The 17,293-nt window shown below is 63.1% G+C and carries 15 protein-coding genes; 8 read left to right on the forward strand and 7 right to left on the reverse strand.

What is annotated here, in order from left to right; translation table 11 throughout:
• Positions 1-120: 120 nt before the first annotated feature.
• From ABEA02_RS00595 to ABEA02_RS00605, 3 genes are all read right to left on the reverse strand, one after another.
• On the reverse strand, positions 121-573 hold the full coding sequence (locus tag ABEA02_RS00595) for a MaoC/PaaZ C-terminal domain-containing protein (protein ID WP_345530873.1): 453 nt from the start codon (positions 571-573) through the stop codon (positions 121-123).
• Positions 574-581: 8 nt separating this feature from the next.
• A complete protein-coding gene (gene fabI / locus ABEA02_RS00600) occupies positions 582-1,346 on the reverse strand; it encodes an enoyl-ACP reductase FabI (RefSeq protein ID WP_345530874.1) in 765 nt (254 codons plus the stop codon).
• A 112-nt stretch (positions 1,347-1,458) separates the two neighbouring features.
• Positions 1,459-2,229: an HAD-IIA family hydrolase gene (locus tag ABEA02_RS00605; protein WP_345530875.1), complete on the reverse strand. Its 771-nt coding sequence runs from the start codon at positions 2,227-2,229 to the stop codon at positions 1,459-1,461.
• Between the two features lie 216 nt (positions 2,230-2,445).
• Between ABEA02_RS00605 and petA the strand changes: the two genes are divergently transcribed.
• The 6 genes from petA to dmeF all read left to right on the forward strand — a co-directional run bounded on the left by petA (position 2,446) and on the right by dmeF (position 7,583).
• Positions 2,446-3,057, forward strand: coding sequence for a ubiquinol-cytochrome c reductase iron-sulfur subunit (gene petA / locus ABEA02_RS00610; RefSeq protein ID WP_345530876.1), 612 nt, complete (start codon positions 2,446-2,448; stop codon positions 3,055-3,057).
• A 3-nt stretch (positions 3,058-3,060) separates the two neighbouring features.
• Positions 3,061-4,443 (forward strand): cytochrome b, encoded by a 1,383-nt coding sequence (locus tag ABEA02_RS00615; RefSeq protein ID WP_345530877.1) that lies wholly within the window; start codon positions 3,061-3,063, stop codon positions 4,441-4,443.
• Positions 4,444-4,451: 8 nt separating this feature from the next.
• Complete coding sequence (locus ABEA02_RS00620; RefSeq protein WP_345530878.1) at positions 4,452-5,216, forward strand: cytochrome c1; 765 nt, start codon at positions 4,452-4,454, stop codon at positions 5,214-5,216.
• Between the two features lie 121 nt (positions 5,217-5,337).
• On the forward strand, positions 5,338-5,934 hold the full coding sequence (locus ABEA02_RS00625) for a glutathione S-transferase N-terminal domain-containing protein (protein WP_345530975.1): 597 nt from the start codon (positions 5,338-5,340) through the stop codon (positions 5,932-5,934).
• A 131-nt stretch (positions 5,935-6,065) separates the two neighbouring features.
• Entirely contained in the window at positions 6,066-6,563 is a 498-nt protein-coding gene (locus ABEA02_RS00630; protein WP_345530879.1) for a ClpXP protease specificity-enhancing factor, read from the forward strand.
• A gap of 36 nt (positions 6,564-6,599) precedes the next feature.
• Positions 6,600-7,583 carry a CDF family Co(II)/Ni(II) efflux transporter DmeF gene (gene dmeF, locus ABEA02_RS00635; protein WP_345530880.1) on the forward strand — a complete coding sequence of 328 codons (984 nt, stop codon included), beginning with the start codon at positions 6,600-6,602 and terminating at the stop codon, positions 7,581-7,583.
• 9 nt (positions 7,584-7,592) lie between these two features.
• Here dmeF and ABEA02_RS00640 read toward each other — a convergent pair whose 3' ends face one another.
• Together ABEA02_RS00640 and ABEA02_RS00645 are read right to left on the reverse strand one after the other, a co-directional pair.
• Positions 7,593-8,522: a transglutaminase family protein gene (locus tag ABEA02_RS00640; protein WP_345530881.1), complete on the reverse strand. Its 930-nt coding sequence runs from the start codon at positions 8,520-8,522 to the stop codon at positions 7,593-7,595.
• Positions 8,523-8,527: 5 nt separating this feature from the next.
• Positions 8,528-10,981 carry a circularly permuted type 2 ATP-grasp protein gene (locus ABEA02_RS00645; protein ID WP_345530882.1) on the reverse strand — a complete coding sequence of 818 codons (2,454 nt, stop codon included), beginning with the start codon at positions 10,979-10,981 and terminating at the stop codon, positions 8,528-8,530.
• 3,147 nt (positions 10,982-14,128) lie between these two features.
• Here ABEA02_RS00645 and ABEA02_RS00650 point away from each other — a divergent pair.
• Positions 14,129-14,707 (forward strand): hypothetical protein, encoded by a 579-nt coding sequence (locus ABEA02_RS00650; RefSeq protein WP_345530883.1) that lies wholly within the window; start codon positions 14,129-14,131, stop codon positions 14,705-14,707.
• 51 nt (positions 14,708-14,758) lie between these two features.
• On the opposite strand, the gene ABEA02_RS00655 is transcribed toward ABEA02_RS00650, so the two are convergent.
• Entirely contained in the window at positions 14,759-15,061 is a 303-nt protein-coding gene (locus tag ABEA02_RS00655; protein ID WP_345530884.1) for a 4a-hydroxytetrahydrobiopterin dehydratase, read from the reverse strand.
• Between the two features lie 29 nt (positions 15,062-15,090).
• Positions 15,091-15,873, reverse strand: coding sequence for a sulfite exporter TauE/SafE family protein (locus ABEA02_RS00660; RefSeq protein ID WP_345530885.1), 783 nt, complete (start codon positions 15,871-15,873; stop codon positions 15,091-15,093).
• Positions 15,874-16,100: 227 nt separating this feature from the next.
• On the opposite strand from ABEA02_RS00660, the gene ABEA02_RS00665 reads away from it, so the two are divergent.
• On the forward strand, positions 16,101-17,252 hold the full coding sequence (locus tag ABEA02_RS00665) for a serine hydrolase domain-containing protein (RefSeq protein WP_345530886.1): 1,152 nt from the start codon (positions 16,101-16,103) through the stop codon (positions 17,250-17,252).
• Positions 17,253-17,293: the final 41 nt, after the last annotated feature.

The following is a 17,293-nucleotide window of genomic DNA, read 5'->3' on the forward strand; positions in this document are numbered from 1 at the left end:
CGCCGTACCTTGCGGGCTTTGATTTTGTGAGAAATATTTAACGTGTTACCGGTCTCCTGTCAAACGAATCGACAGCTGCGGCGCAGCAAAATCCCTATTGTGTTTTTTCAACTTACTGATTCAGCCGGAATGAATTGCCGCTTCGACGGAGTACTCGGGCGCAATGACCGTTGCACTACCCGTCGTAACCACCTCACCGTTCTGGTTCCGTACTTCGCAGTCGAGCGTGACGCGTCGCTTCTCGTGTTTTTCGCGGCAGGTGAGGGTGACGGTGAGCGTGTCGCCGACCTTGACGGGGCGGCGGAAGCGTAGTGACTGGTCGAGGTAGATGGTGCCGGGACCCGGCAGCTGCATGCCCAGCACGGCGGAGATCAGCGCGCCGCTGAACATGCCGTGGGCGATGACTTCGCCGAACGGGGTGCTGCGTGCGTAGTCATCATCGAGATGGGCCGGGTTGCGGTCGCCTGAGATGGCGGCAAAGGCTTCGACGTCGGCACGCGTGACGGTACGGGTAAGGGTGGCCGATTCGCCGACCGTGATCTGGTCGTAGGTGCGGTTGTGGATGGTTGTCATGCAGCACCTCACCCGAGGATGTTCACGCCGCCATCGACGTGGAGTGTGCCACCAGTCAGTGAGCGGGCGCCGTCGCTGACGAGGAAGGCGCACAGCGCGCCGACGTCGTCGATGTTGACCAGACGGTGCAGCGGTGCGCGCTGCGCGGCGCTCTCCATAAGCCCGTCAAACCCCTTGATGCCCGAAGCAGCGCGGGTGGCCAGCGGGCCGGGCGAGACGGCGTGCACGCGGATCCCCTTGGGGCCCAGCTCGGCGGCGAGGTAGCGAGACGCAGACTGCAACGCTGCTTTGACCGGCCCCATGATGCCGTAGTTGGCAATCACCTCGTCGGCTCCCTGGTAGCTCATGGTGAGCAGGCAGCCCCCATCGCTCATCAGTGGTTCTGCGAGGTGGGCCATGCGCACGAAGGAATGGCAGGAGATATCCATCGCGCGCGCAAAGCCGGTGCGCGAGCTGTCGGTAACGCGACCGTGCAGATCGTCCTTCGGTGCGAAGGCGATGGAGTGAAGCAGGAAGTCCAGGTGACCCCAGCGTTCGCGCAAGGTAGCGAAGACGGCCCCCATTTGCGTGTCGTCCTCGACGTCGAGCGGCAGCGTTACGCTGGCGTTCAGTTGCTCGGCCAGTGGCCGCACATGGGGTTCTGCCTTGGCATTGAGCCAGGTGACGGCCAATTCGGCACCAGCAGCGCGAAAGGCTTTGGCGCAGCCCCAGGCAATGCTTTTGTCGTTGGCGATGCCGACGACAAGGCCGCGTTTTCCTTTGAGGTCAAACATGATGTACTCCAACTAGGCTGTGCTGCGATGCAGCGTTGACGCTCAGCCTAGTTGAAGGACATCCAGGGCGCCGATTGATCGCGGCGATCTTTGATGCGGCGCAACGGCGCGCTTAGAGCGCGGCCAGATCAATCTCGCCGACGTTGTTGAAGACGTGGTCCGGCTTGTAGGGGAAGTGCGTCATGATCTCGGGTGTTGTGACGCCAGACAGAACAAGCGCCGTGGTCATGCCAGCCTCCATGCCACCGACGATGTCGGTATCCATGCGGTCGCCAATCATCACGGCGTTATCCGGGTGCACACCCAGCTTGCGCGTCGCGAGGGTCATCATCAGCGCGTTGGGCTTGCCGACGATATAGGGCCTCTTGCCGGTGGCGGCCGAGATGGCAGCCAGGATGGTGCCAGCGGCGGGTTCGTTGCCGCCTTCGACAGGGTCGATCATGTCCGGGTTGGTGCCGATGAACTTGGCGCCGCCGTCAATGAGGCGAACGGCCTTCTTGAGCTGCTCGAAGTTGAAGGACGTGCTTTTGGCCACCACGACGTAGTCCGGATTGGTCTCGGACAGCGAGAAACCGACTTTGTAGAGCTCGCTCATGATGCCGCCGCCGCCGATCACATAGGCCGTTGCCGCGGGCTTCTGGGCCTTGAGAAACATGGCCGTGGCCATGGCGGCCGTGATGAAGTTCTCTTCCGTCAGGCCGCTGATGCCCAGACCTTCGAGCTTGAGCTTGAGATCGAGCGCGGTTTGTTCCGCGTTGTTCGTCAGGAAGAGGAATGGCGTCTGTGTGGACAACAGGCGCTGGACGAAGTCATTGGCGCCGGGGATCAACTGCTTGCCCCGGTAGATGACGCCATCCATGTCGCAGATGATGCTCTTGCTCATGAGGCGGTTGTTCCCTAGGTGGATTCGGTGCCAAGTGTACGCGAAAGGGGGGTGCTCCGGGCCCCCGGCGTGGCGTCGCAGCAAACTATCTGCTGCCCGCAAACCCAATGTCGGCGCGGCTTTCGGCGTATTGACGCGAATCAAGGCTTCTTTTTGTGGTGCGACTTTCGCTATACTCCGCGAGTTTCGCGAATCCAATCAGCGGGGTTTTCATAAATGAGCAATGACAAGAGTGCTGACGCTGGCTGCGCAGATTGCAGCCGTCGCAGCCTGATCGCGGCGACAGCCGTGGTCGGCGGCGCAGCGGGCATCGGGGCAGCAGTCCCGTTTGTGGCCAGCTTTACGCCCTCCGAGCGCGCCAAGGCGGCCGGAGCACCGGTCGAGGTGGACATCTCGGGAATGCAACCTGGCGAGAAGAAAGTGGTGGAGTGGCGCGGCAAACCCGTGTGGATCATCCGCCGTACGCCGGAAATGCTCGCCTCGCTGAAGGCGGTCGAGGCTTCACTCGCCGATCCGGACTCCAAGCGCTCCGAGCAGCCCACCTACGTCAAGGGCGCTGCCCGTGCGATCAAGGAGGAATACCTTGTCTGCATCGGCATCTGTACCCACCTCGGCTGCTCGCCCAGCGACAAGCTGGCCCCTGGTGCCGAAGGTGGCATGACCGCGGACTGGAAGGGCGGCTTCCTTTGCCCCTGCCACGGTTCACAGTTCGACCTCTCCGGCCGCGTGCTCAAGAGCATGCCGGCTCCCGATAACCTGCCGATCCCTCCGCACACGTATCTGTCGGACACGCGGATCCTGATCGGCGAAGACGGCAAGGGAGCCTGATCAATGAACGCACTGTTCCAACAACTGATGGGCTGGGTCGATGACCGCTTCCCGGCGACCAAGCTGTACAAGGAGCACCTCTCCGAGTACTACGCGCCCAAGAATTTCAACTTCTGGTACTTCTTCGGCTCGCTGGCCCTGCTGGTGCTGGTGATCCAGATCGTCACCGGCATTTTCCTGGTCATGCATTACAAGCCGGACGCTTCGCTCAACGCAGCGGGCATCCCGGTGGCGTTCGCCAGCGTCGAATACATCATGCGCGACGTGCCCGGCGGCTGGATCATCCGCTACATGCACTCGACGGGCGCTTCGGCCTTCTTCATTGTCGTCTACCTGCACATGTTCCGTGGCCTGCTCTACGGTTCATACCGCAAGCCGCGCGAGCTGGTTTGGCTGTTCGGCGTAGCGATCTTTCTGTGCCTGATGGCGGAAGCCTTCTTCGGCTACCTGCTTCCGTGGGGGCAGATGTCGGGCTGGGGCGCACAGGTGATCGTGAACCTGTTCGAAGCGATCCCCGTGATCGGCAAGGATCTGTCGATCCTCATCCGTGGCGACTTCGTGGTGGGAGATGCAACGCTCAACCGCTTCTTCAGCTTCCACGTCATCGCCATCCCGCTGGTGCTGATCGGTCTGGTTGCCGCACACATCATTGCGCTGCACGAAGTGGGTTCGAACAACCCGGACGGCGTCGAGATCAAGAAGCACAAGGACGCAAATGGCATCCCGCTCGATGGCATCCCGTTCCATCCGTACTACACGGTGAAGGACATCTTCGGTGCCGTGGTGTTCATGATCGTCTTCTCGGCCATCGTGTTCTTCTGGCCCACGGGCGGTGGCTACTTCCTGGAGTTCAACAACTTCGTGCCCTATGACGCGCTGAAGACGCCGCCGCACATTGCGCCGGTGTGGTACTTCACGCCGTTCTATTCGATCCTGCGTGCGACGACTTCGGACTTCCTGCCGTTCCTTGGCATCCTGGTTGCCGCTATCGGTGGTCTGACCTTCGCGACCGCGCGCCTGAGCATCGTCAAGATGCTGGCCGCTGCCGTGACGGTAGTGCTGCTGGCTGGCTTCTACTTCCTTGACGCCAAGGTCTGGGGTGTGGTGCTGATGGGCGGCTCGGTGCTGCTGTTCGCACTGCTGCCCTGGCTGGACCAGAGCCCGGTCAAGTCGATCCGCTACAAGGGGGGGCTGTTCAAGAGCATCCTCGCCGTGTGGGTGGTGTGCTTCCTGATCCTGGGGTATCTGGGCGTGCTGCCGCCGACCAAGCTGGGCACCATCGTCTCGCAGATTTGCTCGATCCTCTACCTCGCGTTCTTCGGCTTCATGCCCTGGTATTCGCGCATGGACAAGACCCAGGCTGAGCCGGAAAGGGTGACCTTCTGATGTTTTCCATGAAAAAGACTTTCCAGTTCTTCGCGGCTGCCGCACTGAGCCTGAGCCTGCCGCTGTCGGTGCACGCGTCCGGCGACGTACTGCGTCTGGACAAGGCGCCGCTGCAGTTCGACAACGCCTCGCTGCAGAACGGCGCCAAGCTCTTCGTCAACTACTGCATGAACTGTCACGGTGCCAGCGCCCTGCGCTACAACCGCATGCAGCAGATCGGTCTGACCGACGAGCAGATTCGCGACAACCTGTTGTTTGCCGGCGACAAGGTGGGCGACCTCATGAAGGTGGCCCTGCGTCGTGAGGACGCCACCAAGTGGTTTGGTGCTGCGCCACCCGACCTTTCTGTGATCGCCCGTGCACGCGCCAGCGAGTTCGGTAGCGGCGCCGACTGGCTCTACACGTACCTGCGTCAGTTCTACCGCGACGAGTCGCGTCCGAGCGGCTGGAACAACACCGTGTTCCCGGGTGTCGGCATGCCCAACGTGCTGTGGGAGCTGCAGGGTGAGCAAACCGCGCACTTCGTCGAGAAGGACGATGGGCATGGTCACAAGGCGCAGCACCTCGAAGCACTCGAAATCACCAAGCCGGGCAAGCTTACGAAGGATGAGTTCGATGAAGAGGTCGCCGACCTCGTCTCGTTCATCACCTGGATGGGTGAGCCCGCACAGGAATTCCGCCAGCAGATTGGCTGGTGGGTTCTTGCAGTCCTGTCTCTCCTGGCCGTGCTGAGCTATCTGCTCAAGCGTGCGTTCTGGAAAGACGTCCACTAAGCGCCTACACGGGCCATTTTAGGTTGCAGCCGAAATGATGCTGTTATCCAGTCGCGATCATGATGTGGCGCCTTCGCGCCGCATCGTGCGTGACGTTGAATATTCCTGGAGCAATTCCGCGATGATGAACCTTTATTCCGGGACGACGGACCCGTTCTCCCACCGTTGCCGGATCGTGCTATTCGAGAAGGGCATGGACTTCCAAGTGGTCGATGTCGATCTCTTCAACAAGCCCGAAGACATCGCAGTCATCAACCCCTACAACCGCGTGCCGGTGCTGGTGGATCGCGACCTCGTCCTGTATGAAGCGAACATCATCAACGAGTACATCGATGAGCGTTTTCCGCACCCGCAACTGATGCCGCCGGATCCGCTGATGCGTGCCCGTGCCCGTCAGCTGCTGCACACCCTGGAGCTTGAACTCTTCTCGCACATTGAAGCACTGGAGAAGAACCAGAAGGGCGTAGACAAGTCGCGTCAGCATGTCCGCGATCAACTGACCCAGCTCGCGCCGATCTTTGCAAAGCAGAAGTTCATGCTGGGCGACGAGTTCTCGATGCTCGACGTAGCGATCGCGCCGCTGCTGTGGCGTCTCGAACACTATGGTATCGAGCTGCCGAAGGCGGCGGCGCCGATCTTCAAGTACGCCGAGCGCATCTTCTCGCGCCAAGGTTTCATCGACGCGCTGACGCCTTCGGAACGGGCAATGCGTCGCTGAGCCGGCCTGGTGCCTTGATATCGCGAAGCGCTGCCCCCATCAAGGCGGCGCTTTGCGTTTCTGGCCCCGCTATTGCTTCTGGAACCGGAACCTGTCTTCTTTCGTCTGATCTGGCGTGATCCGTCGCAAACATGAGTACGAACGTCATCCCTTCGACCAAGCCTTACCTGATCCGAGCGATCTTTGAGTGGTGCGTGGAGAACAGCTTTACGCCGCACATCCTCGTCCAGGTGGATGGCAGCGTGCGCGTGCCCATGGCTTTCGTGCGTGACGGGCGCATCGTGCTCAACATTGCGCCTTATGCGACGCACCAGCTCAACATCTCCAACGACGAGATCACCTGCCAGGCGCGTTTCGGTGGCGTGGCGCATTCGCTGTTCGTGCCTGTCGGCAACGTGATGGCCGTGTATGCGCGCGAGAACGGGCAGGGCATGGCTTTCGAGGCAGGTCCCGGCGCTTCGGATGCAGGTGTCGAACTGCATGCCGGTAGCGACGAGCAAGCCGCTGACGACGATGCCATGGGCCAACCGCCCGAAGATGTAGCCCCCGACGCGCCGCAACCGCCAGATGAACCCACCCCTCCTGTTGCGCCGGCTGGCGGGCGTTCGCATCTGCGTGTCATCAAGTAAGCCGCATCCGCAAGGGTGCAGCATCAGCGCGATCTGATGAACCCTCACAAGCATTCCCCGACTCCGCAGTCCGCTGATTTGCCGCATCGCTTCGATGAGGGCAATCCTGCCGCTGAGCGCGGCACTGGCATCGTTTTGTGGATAACGCTCGCCATGATGGTGGCGGAGATTATCGGTGGCTGGTGGTTCAACTCCATGGCCGTGCTTGCCGATGGCTGGCACATGAGCTCACATGCCGTGGCAATGGGCGCTGCGTGGCTGGCCTATGTGCTGGCGCGGCGGCATGCCGACGACCCACGCTTCGTGTGGGGCACCTGGAAGATCGAGATCCTCACGGGCTACACCAGTGCCTGGCTGCTCATCGGTGTTGCCGTCGTGATGCTCTGGGAGTCGCTTTCGCGGCTCGTTTCGCCCTTGCCCATCCGTTACGGCGAGTCCATAGCACTGGCTATCGTGGGACTGATCGTGAATCTGGTCTGTGCCTGGATCCTGCACGCTGCGGGCCATCATCACCATCATGCCGAGCACGCGCCTCATCACGATGACGATCATGATCATGAGCACAATGAGCACGATCACCATCATGCGCATGATCTCAATCTGCGCGCGGCTTTTGTCCATGTGCTGGCCGACGCACTGACTTCAGCGCTGGCCATTGTGGCGTTGCTGGGAGGCAGTGTATTTGCGTGGGACTGGCTGGATCCTGCTGCCGGCATTCTCGGCGCAGTCATGGTCGCAATCTGGGCCGTCGGCCTGATCCGCCGCGCGGGTGCGATCCTGCTTGATCGCCAGGCAGACGACAGGCTGCCACAACAGATCGCCCGGCTGCTCGCTACACACGTACCGGACGGGAGCTTGTCAGTGACCGATCTGCACGTCTGGCAGGTTGGCCGCTCACGTTACGCCTGCGTCCTGCATCTGGAAACCACGGATTCCGCACTGCAGATTGAGCAGGTGAGTGCCTGGCTCGCTGAAGTGCCCGGGCTGTATCACCCGAGCATCGAGATCCGCTACAGCTGAACAGTCGCGCTAGCGACGAGGTGTTGCAGTCTGCGGCACTTTCGATTCCGGGTAGTCGGGGTCAATGGGGGTCATCGTGACACCGACCTTGACTGTGTGATCGCCGCCCCCCTGTATGACGCCACGCAGGGGCGACACATCGGTGAAGTCACGGCCCCATGCGAGCGTGACATGGCTGTTACCCGGCACCATGTCGTTGGTCGGATCGAAGTCGAGCCAGCCATGCTCCGGCACATGCAGGGAGACCCAGGCATGCGAGGCATCGGCGCCGATCAGGCGCTCCTGTCCCGGTGGTGGCTCGGTCAGCAGATAGCCCGACACGTAGCGCGCAGGCAGGCCCAGCGAACGCAGGCAGGCGATCATCAGGTGGGCGAAGTCCTGGCAGACGCCGCGCCGGATCTCCAGCACCGTGTCGATTGGCGTGGCCACGTGGGTGGCGTCCGGATCGAACTCGAAGTCGGCGTGTATGCGCGCCATCAGGTCGGCCGTGGCTTCGACGACAGGGCGCTCCGGCGTGAAGCTTTCCAGCGCATACAGACGCGCACTGGCAGATTGCGGCACATGCGGCGACGGGAAGAGGAACTCCGCGACATCGGCGTCGAGGCCAAGCCCCCAGATTGTGCGCGCAAAGTGGGCTCGTACGTCCTCCCAGGGCTGGCTGGTCTCCGGCAGGCTGGCGTTACGCTCGACAGTGACTTCGCTCTCTGCCGTGATGATGAGTTCCTGGTGCGCGCGTGCGAGTTCGAAGCGCGTCACCGGATTGCCGAAGTAATCGGTGTCCTCGCGGATTTCGGCCGGCTGCGGCGATACATGCAGCGCGTGACCTACCGTGCGTTGCGCGTCGTCTTCGCGCGGACGCAGGTGGGCCAGCTGCAGGCTCAGGCCGACGGTCTGGCTGTAGGAGTAATGCGTGACGTGTTCGATGTGATAGCGGGCCATGATGCTCAGCTCGCAGTGGCGCGCGTGGCGACCAGAGTGAAGTATCGATCGTGCAACAGGTCGGACACCGTGTTGCCGGCTTGCCAGGCTTGCGCCAGCAGGTTGCGCAATGCCGCCAGATCGGACGGTGTGCGCACCCAGTCTCCTGGACGGCGTGCAGCCAGGCGCTGCGACAGGATCTGCAGCGGTGCTACCGCGCCCGGCAACTGCCCCGGCAACTGGGCAATGTGATCAGCCAGAGATTCAATCTGGTACAGAAAGGCGCGCGGGTTGTCATGATCGATGAGCAGCAGCTCGGCGACCGGGCCCAGCTCTGGCGCGCGCTGGTAACGGCGGCGGTAGGTCAGCACCGCATCGGCAAGGTCAATGAGGCTCGCCAGCCCCGGCACCTGATCGCCTTCGGGCGTTAACAGCAGCTGCTGCGCGGAGGCGAGGAATTGCATGCGTTCGAGACGTCGGCCGACGGACTGGAAGCGCCATGCCGCGTCGCGCGTCATATGCTCCATGCTGTAGCCGGACAGGGTGATCAGTGACTGCAGGCACTGATCGATGAACTCCAGCGCATCCGACAGGCTGTGCGTGCCGCGCGCCCAATCCTTGGCGAGTCGTTCGAGGCGGTTATAGATGCGCCAGCTGTCGGGCGCGAGGCGGTCGCGCAGGCTGCGCGCGAGGCGCAGCAGGTTGAGCAGGTTCCATTGGGGGCTGCCGGGCAGGCTGGTGTCGCGCAAGGCAGTCAGCAGAGTGGCTTGCGGACTACCTACGTCCTCGACCGGCAGGATGCCGAGTCGCCGGCCCGCCGCCAGCAAGGCGGGCCATTCCGCATCGTCGGCGGCCAGTTGTTGGCGCAAGCCACAGCGCAGGAGGCGCAGGCTGCAATCAGCGCGCTCCGCATAGCGAGCCAACCAGAACATCGCCTCGCCCGTGCGGCTGGCCAGAGTGCCGTGATCGTGCTCGGTGACGATGGTTGCACTGACGCTGGCGTCGCGCGCACTGAATGGCAGCTCTTCCTGTGCGCTGCCTGTGATCCAGGTGTCCTTGCTGCCGCCGCCGCGCTGGATGGTGATGACGCGTGCGTCGCGGAGGCCTGCCACGCGGGTCAGGCCGCCGGGCATGACGATGTAGCCATTCGGTGTCGCTGCAGCATAGACACGCAGGCCGGTCAGGCGCGGTTCCAGCGCCGCGTTGGCGACGCCCCAGACGGGGCCGCGCGACAGGCGCACCATTTCCTGGCCGACGAAATGGCGCGGTTGCTCGCGGATGCGCTGGATCAGCGCGGCGCGGCCCGCCTCGTCGAGGTCGCCCCCAAAGATCGGACCTTCGGCGGCAAAGCCGTAGGCGGGCTTGAGCACAAGGTCGTCGAGGCGGGCGATGACCTCTTCACGAGCATCCTCCTCGCCGCACCACCAGGTTGCGACTGATGGCAGGGCCAGTTCCTCACCCAGCAGGTGCTTGCACAGTGCAGGCAGGAAGCCCAGCAGGGCGCCCGATTCGATCACGCCGCTGCCCAGCGCGTTGGCAATCAGCACGTTGCCACGACGTGCGGCATCGACGAGGCCCGGCACGCCCAGTGCCGAGTCGCTGCGCAGTTCCAGCGGGTCGCACCACGAATCATCGACGCGGCGCAGGATGGCATGCACGCGGCGCAGGCCTGCGAGGGTCTTGAGGAAGACGCTGCCGTGGCGCACGGTCAGGTCTTGCCCCTCGACCAGCGGGATACCCATCATGCGGGCGAGGTAGGCGTGTTCGAAGTAGGTTTCGTTGAGCGCGCCCGGCGTCAGCAGCACGATCAGGGGCGTCTCATCGTCGCGTGGCGCCCAGTGGGCCAGCGCATCGTGCAGGGACTGGAAGAAGCCCCCCAGCGGCTGCACGCGCAACTCGCGCAGCAGTTCGGGGAACTGGGCGCCGATCAGTGCGCGGTTTTCCAGCGCGTAGCCGGCACCGGACGGGCCTTGCGTGCGGTCAGAGACGACCCACCAGCGGCCGTCCGGCGAGCGCGCTATGTCGGCAGCGTAGAGATGCAGGTGGATGTCGCCGGGAACTTCGATGCCGTGGCAAGGGCGCAGGAAGCCTGGATGGCCGCGCAGCAGGCTGGCGGGCAGCAGGTTTTCGGCCACCAGGTTCTGCGGGCCGTAGAGGTCGCGCAGGGTAGCGTTGAGCAGGGTGGCGCGCTGGCGGATGCCGGCCGCGATCTGCGCCCATTCCTCGGCGGGCAGCACCTGCGGCACAAGGTCGAGGTCCCACAGGCGGTCTGCGCCACGCGGGTCAGCGTAAACGTTGTAGGTCACGCCGTTATCGCCGATCTGGCGCTGCACAGCTTCGCGGGCGCTCTGAAGGGCGCGCGGCCCCAGCTCTTCGAGGTGGGAAATCAGCGCGGTCCAATGCTCACGCGGCGTCCCGGTCGGCCCGAGCAGCTCGTCGTAACGGTCGGCAGGGCTGGTATAGCGGTCAAGCAGGGACATGGACGGCGAGGCTGGACTGGAGGACGAGGGCAAGCGGCTGAACCCGGCACCAGTACCGGCACAAGGGTGGGGCGAGCGTAGCCGAAAGCGGACGATACATACAGGCGATTGAAAGCGGAAATACGTAGTATTGCGCACACGTCCGGCGCCGCCGGCGGACTATCGGTCGCCCGCAGCGACGCGTTTTGCTTGATGATTCGCTAGCTTGCTATGTCAATGTCAGTCGGGGGACAGCCCATGCGGCACAACAAAAATTCACACAAAACGCCCGGGAGCCTCTCCAGCGGGCTGTTCGTTCTTTTCGCTGCTTTGCTTCTGCTCGCAGCTTGTGGGGGTGGTGGTGGGGGAGGTGGTGGGGCTGGCAGTGGGGCTGCCGCGTCGTCAATGGCCAGCGTCTCCAGCGCTGCCAGTGTGTCGACGACCTNTGTGTCGACGACCTCCAGCTCGGTCAGCTCGACAGCGCTTTCTTCCGCCTCGTCATCGGTGGCCTCGTCCTCCTCGTCTGCGGTCAGCTCTTCGATCGCCTCGTCGGCATCATCGTCCAACTCGTCAGTTTCCGACCTGCTGGCAGCGCCGTTGCCTCTGGATGAACAGCCCTTCGGCACACTGGAGCTGGTCGATGAGATCGACACCGCCACCGTCGCGCCAAACCAGCAATACCCCCTGGCCATCAGCAGCGTTCAGACCGTGCTCAGCCGTTCGGCGCGCACCATGAGCATGGGCGACACGGCGAGCTACTTCAGCTACCGCATCGGCGCTGGCAAGGGGCTGGTGGCCAAGCAGGCTTACGTGCTCGATATCGAGTACCCGGATGATGTCGCGCGCGCCATGTTCGTCGCCAACCGCGGCGCCGACTTCGTGCGTGGTTTTGCGACCGGTACGGCCATCGGTGACGTGCGTCGTACCTACACCCCGGCCACGCTGGAGTCGCTGGCCTACCCGCACAGCGCCGCCTGGAAGCGTTATCGCAGCCTGTTCTACCTGCACGAGCGCTTCAGCCCGCTGATTGCCCAGCGCAACGCCGAATGCGCCAACCGCAGCCTGCTGCCGGCCGATGGTTTCGATGTGACGCTGTTCCAGGCGCGGGCCTTCAATGATCCGCGCGCCAACGGTGTCGCAGTCGGCAAGATTCGCCTGTACAAAGTGGTGGGTGACGCCAATGCGATTGCCGCACCGATCAACTACCCCGGCAGCCTGCCGCGTCGTCACGTCTACTGGCGCGAAGAAATGGCCGACGAAGCTGTGATGGGCAGCACCACGGCCAAGCGCGCCGTCGCCAGCCCCATCGACTGGTTCGTCTTCAAGATGGACATGGGCCGCGCACTGGGTTTCAACACGGTCGGCAAGGACATGATGGAGTGGGGCTTCAACCAGGGCTTCGATTCGGGCGACCAGACCTGGATCTACAACGCCCAGGGCCTGATGACCAACATCTGGGCCGACATCGTTGCCAAGGCCGGACAACGGGGACTCTACGTGTTCCCGTATCTCGAGTACGGCGGCAGCCTGGGCAGCAATTGCGCAGCCGGCAACAGCTGCGACAAGACGGCCGGCAACTACAAGAGTCTGGGCTTCCAGCGACGTACCGAGAAGCTGTTCCACGGTGTGTATGCCGGGGACGGCGAAGCCAGCAAGTCGCAATACACCAGCGTCTGGTGGACCGAGGACAAGTCGGCGGATCTCACTGATCCCGATACCCTCACCGACATCAAGAAGGTGATGGACAAGCTCATCGTCCAGTACAAGACCTCGGCCAACTTCCTCGGCGTATGGCTGCGCATGCGCCAGACCAAGCTGCCGATGAGCTTTTCTGCAGCCACCATCGCGCGTTACAACGCTGACAACCCCGGCAACACGCGCACACTGAACCAGCTGCAGACCGACGAGACCTCGCGGGCCGCCTATTACGACTGGTGGTATGGCAAGCGGCGCGCCTTCCTGACGGCCATCCGCGACTACATCCGGGCCGGCACGGGCGACAGCACCCTGCAGGTGCACTTCACGCCCTATGCCGACGAACCCGTACCGCGCGCCTATGCACCGAGCCCGACCGAAACCTCGACGCCCCTCAACCTGGTCAGCGACGACCCGAGCTGGTGGACGACCTATGCCAACGGCTTGTCGAGCAGCGGCGACAATGGCTGGTACAAGTGGCAGTGGGGCGCGACGACGCCCGCCAATGCTGTCAGCCAGCGGATTCATCGCAACGGCCTCAATCTCTTCAAGCGTCCCTACAACAACTGGAGCACGAACTGGCCAGAGCTCGGCCACAGCACGCCGCCTGCCGACCCGCTGCGCTACAGCAGCGACGATGGTCTGGCCATGACCCTGTCGTTCGGCAACGGCTTGCACACCGTGGATGACGCCGCTGCGCTGAGCGAATACAACAACGCTGCCGGCGCCAGCCTCGTGCATCACTTCCCGCTCAATGAAGATGACGGCAACGGTTACGTCGACAACACCTGCACCAGTCTGCGGCCCGTTTCCACGTCCGATGCCTTTGATGCCAAGTTCGGCTACCTGTCGGTCGCCGTCGAACGCGCCGGGCCCTACAGCGTGCTGGCCGAAGCCCGCGCGCTCGCCAATGGCAATCCCATCAACATCGGCTATCTCGAATCGTCGAGCATGAGCCGGGGCTTTCCGGCCTGGGTGCGGCGCTTCAACCAGGCCTTGTTGTCGCTACCCGCATCGACAGCCGTTACCGCTGCCGGCATGAGTAGCGACGCCAATGTTGTCGTGCGACGTTTCAGCACGGCCGGCGGCACGTATTACGCCGTGATCAATCCGACACTCAACAGCCGCAGCGCTGTGGTGATCGACTTCGGCGCAGGTACGACGAGTGTCGAGGACCGCATTGCGGGCACGACCTATGCGGCCCGCAAACTGCAGTTCGATCTCTACCCGGGGGAAGTGCGGACGTTCCGTCGGCCGTAATTTTTCGCCCGGATCTGTGGCAGATGTCACAGTTTTCCGGGCGTGGCTGAACAAAATCCAACCTTTGCTGCGACACGGCTTTTTTTGTCGAAATCGCCAAGCTATATTCCCGTGACCGGTCAATCCGAGAAAATAATCAGATACCGGTAAAGCGATGCAAGCACTCGCCAGCTTCGCAAGAGCACACAACAACAGCACCATCGAGGAGTCGATATGAAACTGCACGCAATGGTCGTGGCTACCGCCATGGCATTCGCTTCCCCCGTTTTCGCCCAGGCTGACGCTGCCCTGCTGACAGCCAGCTTTCAGTCGGAAAACGTCTTCACCGCCGCCTTCAAGGCTCTGCCGAATGACGCAGCAAAGCCCTTTTTTGTTGTTGCAGGTGGCACTGCCCAGGTAGAAGCCGGCAAGCTCGTGTTGGCCAACGGCCGCATCACCATGGGCGCCGTAGCTGATGCAGACGGCAAGGTCGCCGCTTCGACGCCGGACGCCCGCCCTGCTGGCGTGCTGGACCTGTCCAAGCCCTACAAGGTCATCGTCAAGGTTTCCGAAGCTCAGTCCCTGAACCCGGGTAAGGACACCTTCACGATCTACGTCAACAACAGCACCGCCAAGCAATCCGATTCGCCGCTCGGCAAGGACTCGCAACTGGTCAAGGTGTCCGCCAGCACGCTGAAGGTCGGCGACAACGTGTTCGAGGGCAAGGTGGGTGACGCCAAGTCCTTCCTGCAACTGCGCGCCGAATCCGGTGCGTCGGTCAAGATCGAATCGGTGCGCGTCGTACCGATGTGATCAGGATCTGCCCGCCTGAAAAAAGCCCGCACCAAGCGGGCTTTTTGTTTTTCAGGCCAGCGCGGCCTCGATGCATTGCGCCAGCGCAAAATCCAGCGTGGTGAGTCCGCCGGCGTCGTGTGTCATCAGTTCGATGTCGACCGTGGCGTAGCTGTTACGCCAGTCAGGGTGGTGATCCATCATGTCGGCGGCCATGGCCACGCGTGTCATGAAGGCAAACGCGGCGTTGAAGTCGGCAAAGCGAAAGTGCTTGCAGAGCTTACCGCTGCTGATCTGCCAGGGCGCCGGCAGCGGGGCGTTCAGTGCGAGCAGCGCTTCCAGCGCGGTCTCGTCGCTCATTTTCGGGGGGCGCATGGTGTCCTCCAGCAGACAGCGCAGATCAATCAGGAATAGTAGCGCCAGAAGTAGTACAGGCTCAGCACCGTGCCGGTGGCAATGACAATGCGGCGCAACCATTGCGCAGGCAGCACGCGCGCCAGCCGTGTGCCGGCAACGCCACCGACCAGTGCCCCGCAGAAGGTCACGAGGGTGTGCGGCCACGACACCAGCCCCGAAACGGACAACACCACGACTGCAGTGCTGGTGGCAATCGAGGCGAGCAGATTCTTCAGCGCGTTGTTGCGTTGCAGGTCGTGCACGCCCATCAGCATCAGGCTCGCCATCAGGATCACGCCCAGCCCTGCAGGAAAGAAACCGCCATACACGCCAATGGCGAACTCCATGAGGCGCGCGACGACGGGAGGGCGTTCGAGGGTGGTGCCGTGACCCAGTCCATCGGCCCAGCGTCCGAGGCGTTGGGCGCTGGCAAACAGCAGGGTGGCGAACAGGATCAGCCAGGGCACGGCATACGAAAACGCAGCGTTGCCGATCAGCTTGACGAGCACTGCGCCCGTAGCCCCGCCCAGCAGGGCCAGCACGGCGGACACCTTGAGCTGACGCACATCGCCAGCCAGCTCACGTCTATAGCCCAGCACCGCCAGGGCGTGACCGGGCCACACAGCCACCGAGTTGGACGCGTTTGCCACCTGGGGCGGCAGCCCGGCAGCGATGAAGACAGGAAAGGTGAACAAGCTGCCCCCGCCTGCCAGTGCGTTGAATGCACCGCCCAGCACACCGGCGCAGGCGAGCAGCAAAGCCATGGCGGGCGTGAGTTCGGGCAGGGGCATGGCGCTGTGCGAAAGCTGTCTGGAGCGACATCGTACCGCGGCCGGGCGGGCCCATCGTCGGAATGTCCTGTATCGCCAGCGGCATATGCCGCTTGATGCCTGCACCGATGACCATCTGTCGGCGCTGCAGGCTGCTGAAATGTTTGCTGACACTTCGCACAGGTTTCACAACAATTTACCCGCTGCGCGTGGTCACACTGGGGTCATTGCTGCAACGGGGGTGAAGCATGGAAGCGAATCGACAAAAGACCGGACCGGGCTGGACGCCACTGCTATGGACGGCGCTGCTGACTGCGGCGCTGGCAGCCTGTGGTGGAGGTGGTGGGGGCGGTGGTGGTGGTGGTGGTGGTGGGGGATCATCCAGCAGCGCTTCGAGTGCGTCGTCATCTGTCGCCGCCTGTTCGGTCAGTGACGCCGAGACGGCACTGAGCAATGCCTTGTCCAGCGCGCCGTCTTCGGTGGACTTTTCGCTGTCACTGGAGCGCAGCGACGGACGCCGCTTCACCTACCAGCGTGGCAGTTCGACAGCGGATACGGTCTATGAGTCGGCGTCCACTTCCAAGCTGGTCACCTCGGTCGTGATCCTGCGTCTGGTCGAGCAGGGCTATCTGAGCCTCAACAGCCGGCCGCAGGACTTCATCAGCGACTGGCCCATCCCGACTTCCGACCCGCTGCGCAACGCTACGCTGGCGCAGCTGCTCAGCTTCACCTCGGGCATCTACGACGAACCCGTCTGCCTCAACAACCCGCTCGCCAACTTTGCGACCTGCGTGAACAGCATCGCCACAAAGAACGCTGGAAACGGCGTCACGCCCGGAACACAGTTCTACTATGCGAGTACTCATATGCAGGTGGCCGGGTTGATGGCGATTCGCGCGCGCGGCTTTACGGGTTGGCAGCAAGTGTTCGACGAGTTCAAGACGCAGACCGGCCAGTTCGCCGGGCGAGACTACGACCTGCCGTCCCTGCAGAACCCGCGTCTGGCCGGTGGCATGCACTGGAGCGGCACACAGTACCTCGACTTCCTGCATGCCCTGCGCGCCGGCAACCTGCTGGGTTCGAGCATGATGAACGCCATGCTGGCCGACCACTCCGGTGCAGGCGTCACCATCGTGGCCTCACCGGCATTCGATCTCAACGAAGAGTGGCACTACGGCCTGGGCTTGTGGCACGAGTGCCAGAGCAGCACCTGGAACTGCACGCCGGGCACGCGCATCTCCAGCCCCGGCGCCTACGGCGCCTACCCGTTCTGGGATCGCAGCAAGAACTACATCGGCATGCTGGCACGGCAGGGCGGGCTGGGCTCCTACGCCAGCGATTCCGCCACGACAGAGCGCGCCGTGCGCCCGCAGATTGAAGCCTGGGCGGCATGCCAGTGACGGAGCGGCGCAGAATGCGGATTTTGCATCCCGAGGGCCGT

The organism is Viridibacterium curvum, from assembly GCF_039544165.1.
Lineage (GTDB): Bacteria > Pseudomonadota > Gammaproteobacteria > Burkholderiales > Rhodocyclaceae > Viridibacterium > Viridibacterium curvum.

Excerpts from the sequence above, each read along its gene's own strand:
- ABEA02_RS00620 (WP_345530878.1), top strand. The coding sequence starts at position 4,452 with ATGAAAAAGACTTTCCAGTTCTTCGCGGCTGCCGCACTGAGCCTGAGC.
- ABEA02_RS00625 (WP_345530975.1), top strand. The coding sequence starts at position 5,338 with ATGATGAACCTTTATTCCGGGACGACGGACCCGTTCTCCCACCGTTGC.
- fabI (WP_345530874.1), bottom strand. The coding sequence starts at position 1,346 with ATGTTTGACCTCAAAGGAAAACGCGGCCTTGTCGTCGGCATCGCCAAC.
- ABEA02_RS00665 (WP_345530886.1), top strand. The coding sequence starts at position 16,101 with ATGGAAGCGAATCGACAAAAGACCGGACCGGGCTGGACGCCACTGCTA.
- ABEA02_RS00640 (WP_345530881.1), bottom strand. The coding sequence starts at position 8,522 with ATGGCCCGCTATCACATCGAACACGTCACGCATTACTCCTACAGCCAG.
- ABEA02_RS00655 (WP_345530884.1), bottom strand. The coding sequence starts at position 15,061 with ATGCGCCCCCCGAAAATGAGCGACGAGACCGCGCTGGAAGCGCTGCTC.
- ABEA02_RS00630 (WP_345530879.1), top strand. The coding sequence starts at position 6,066 with ATGAGTACGAACGTCATCCCTTCGACCAAGCCTTACCTGATCCGAGCG.
- ABEA02_RS00660 (WP_345530885.1), bottom strand. The coding sequence starts at position 15,873 with ATGCCCCTGCCCGAACTCACGCCCGCCATGGCTTTGCTGCTCGCCTGC.
- petA (WP_345530876.1), top strand. The coding sequence starts at position 2,446 with ATGAGCAATGACAAGAGTGCTGACGCTGGCTGCGCAGATTGCAGCCGT.
- dmeF (WP_345530880.1), top strand. The coding sequence starts at position 6,600 with ATGAACCCTCACAAGCATTCCCCGACTCCGCAGTCCGCTGATTTGCCG.
- ABEA02_RS00650 (WP_345530883.1), top strand. The coding sequence starts at position 14,129 with ATGAAACTGCACGCAATGGTCGTGGCTACCGCCATGGCATTCGCTTCC.
- ABEA02_RS00645 (WP_345530882.1), bottom strand. The coding sequence starts at position 10,981 with ATGTCCCTGCTTGACCGCTATACCAGCCCTGCCGACCGTTACGACGAG.
- ABEA02_RS00605 (WP_345530875.1), bottom strand. The coding sequence starts at position 2,229 with ATGAGCAAGAGCATCATCTGCGACATGGATGGCGTCATCTACCGGGGC.
- ABEA02_RS00595 (WP_345530873.1), bottom strand. The coding sequence starts at position 573 with ATGACAACCATCCACAACCGCACCTACGACCAGATCACGGTCGGCGAA.
- ABEA02_RS00615 (WP_345530877.1), top strand. The coding sequence starts at position 3,061 with ATGAACGCACTGTTCCAACAACTGATGGGCTGGGTCGATGACCGCTTC.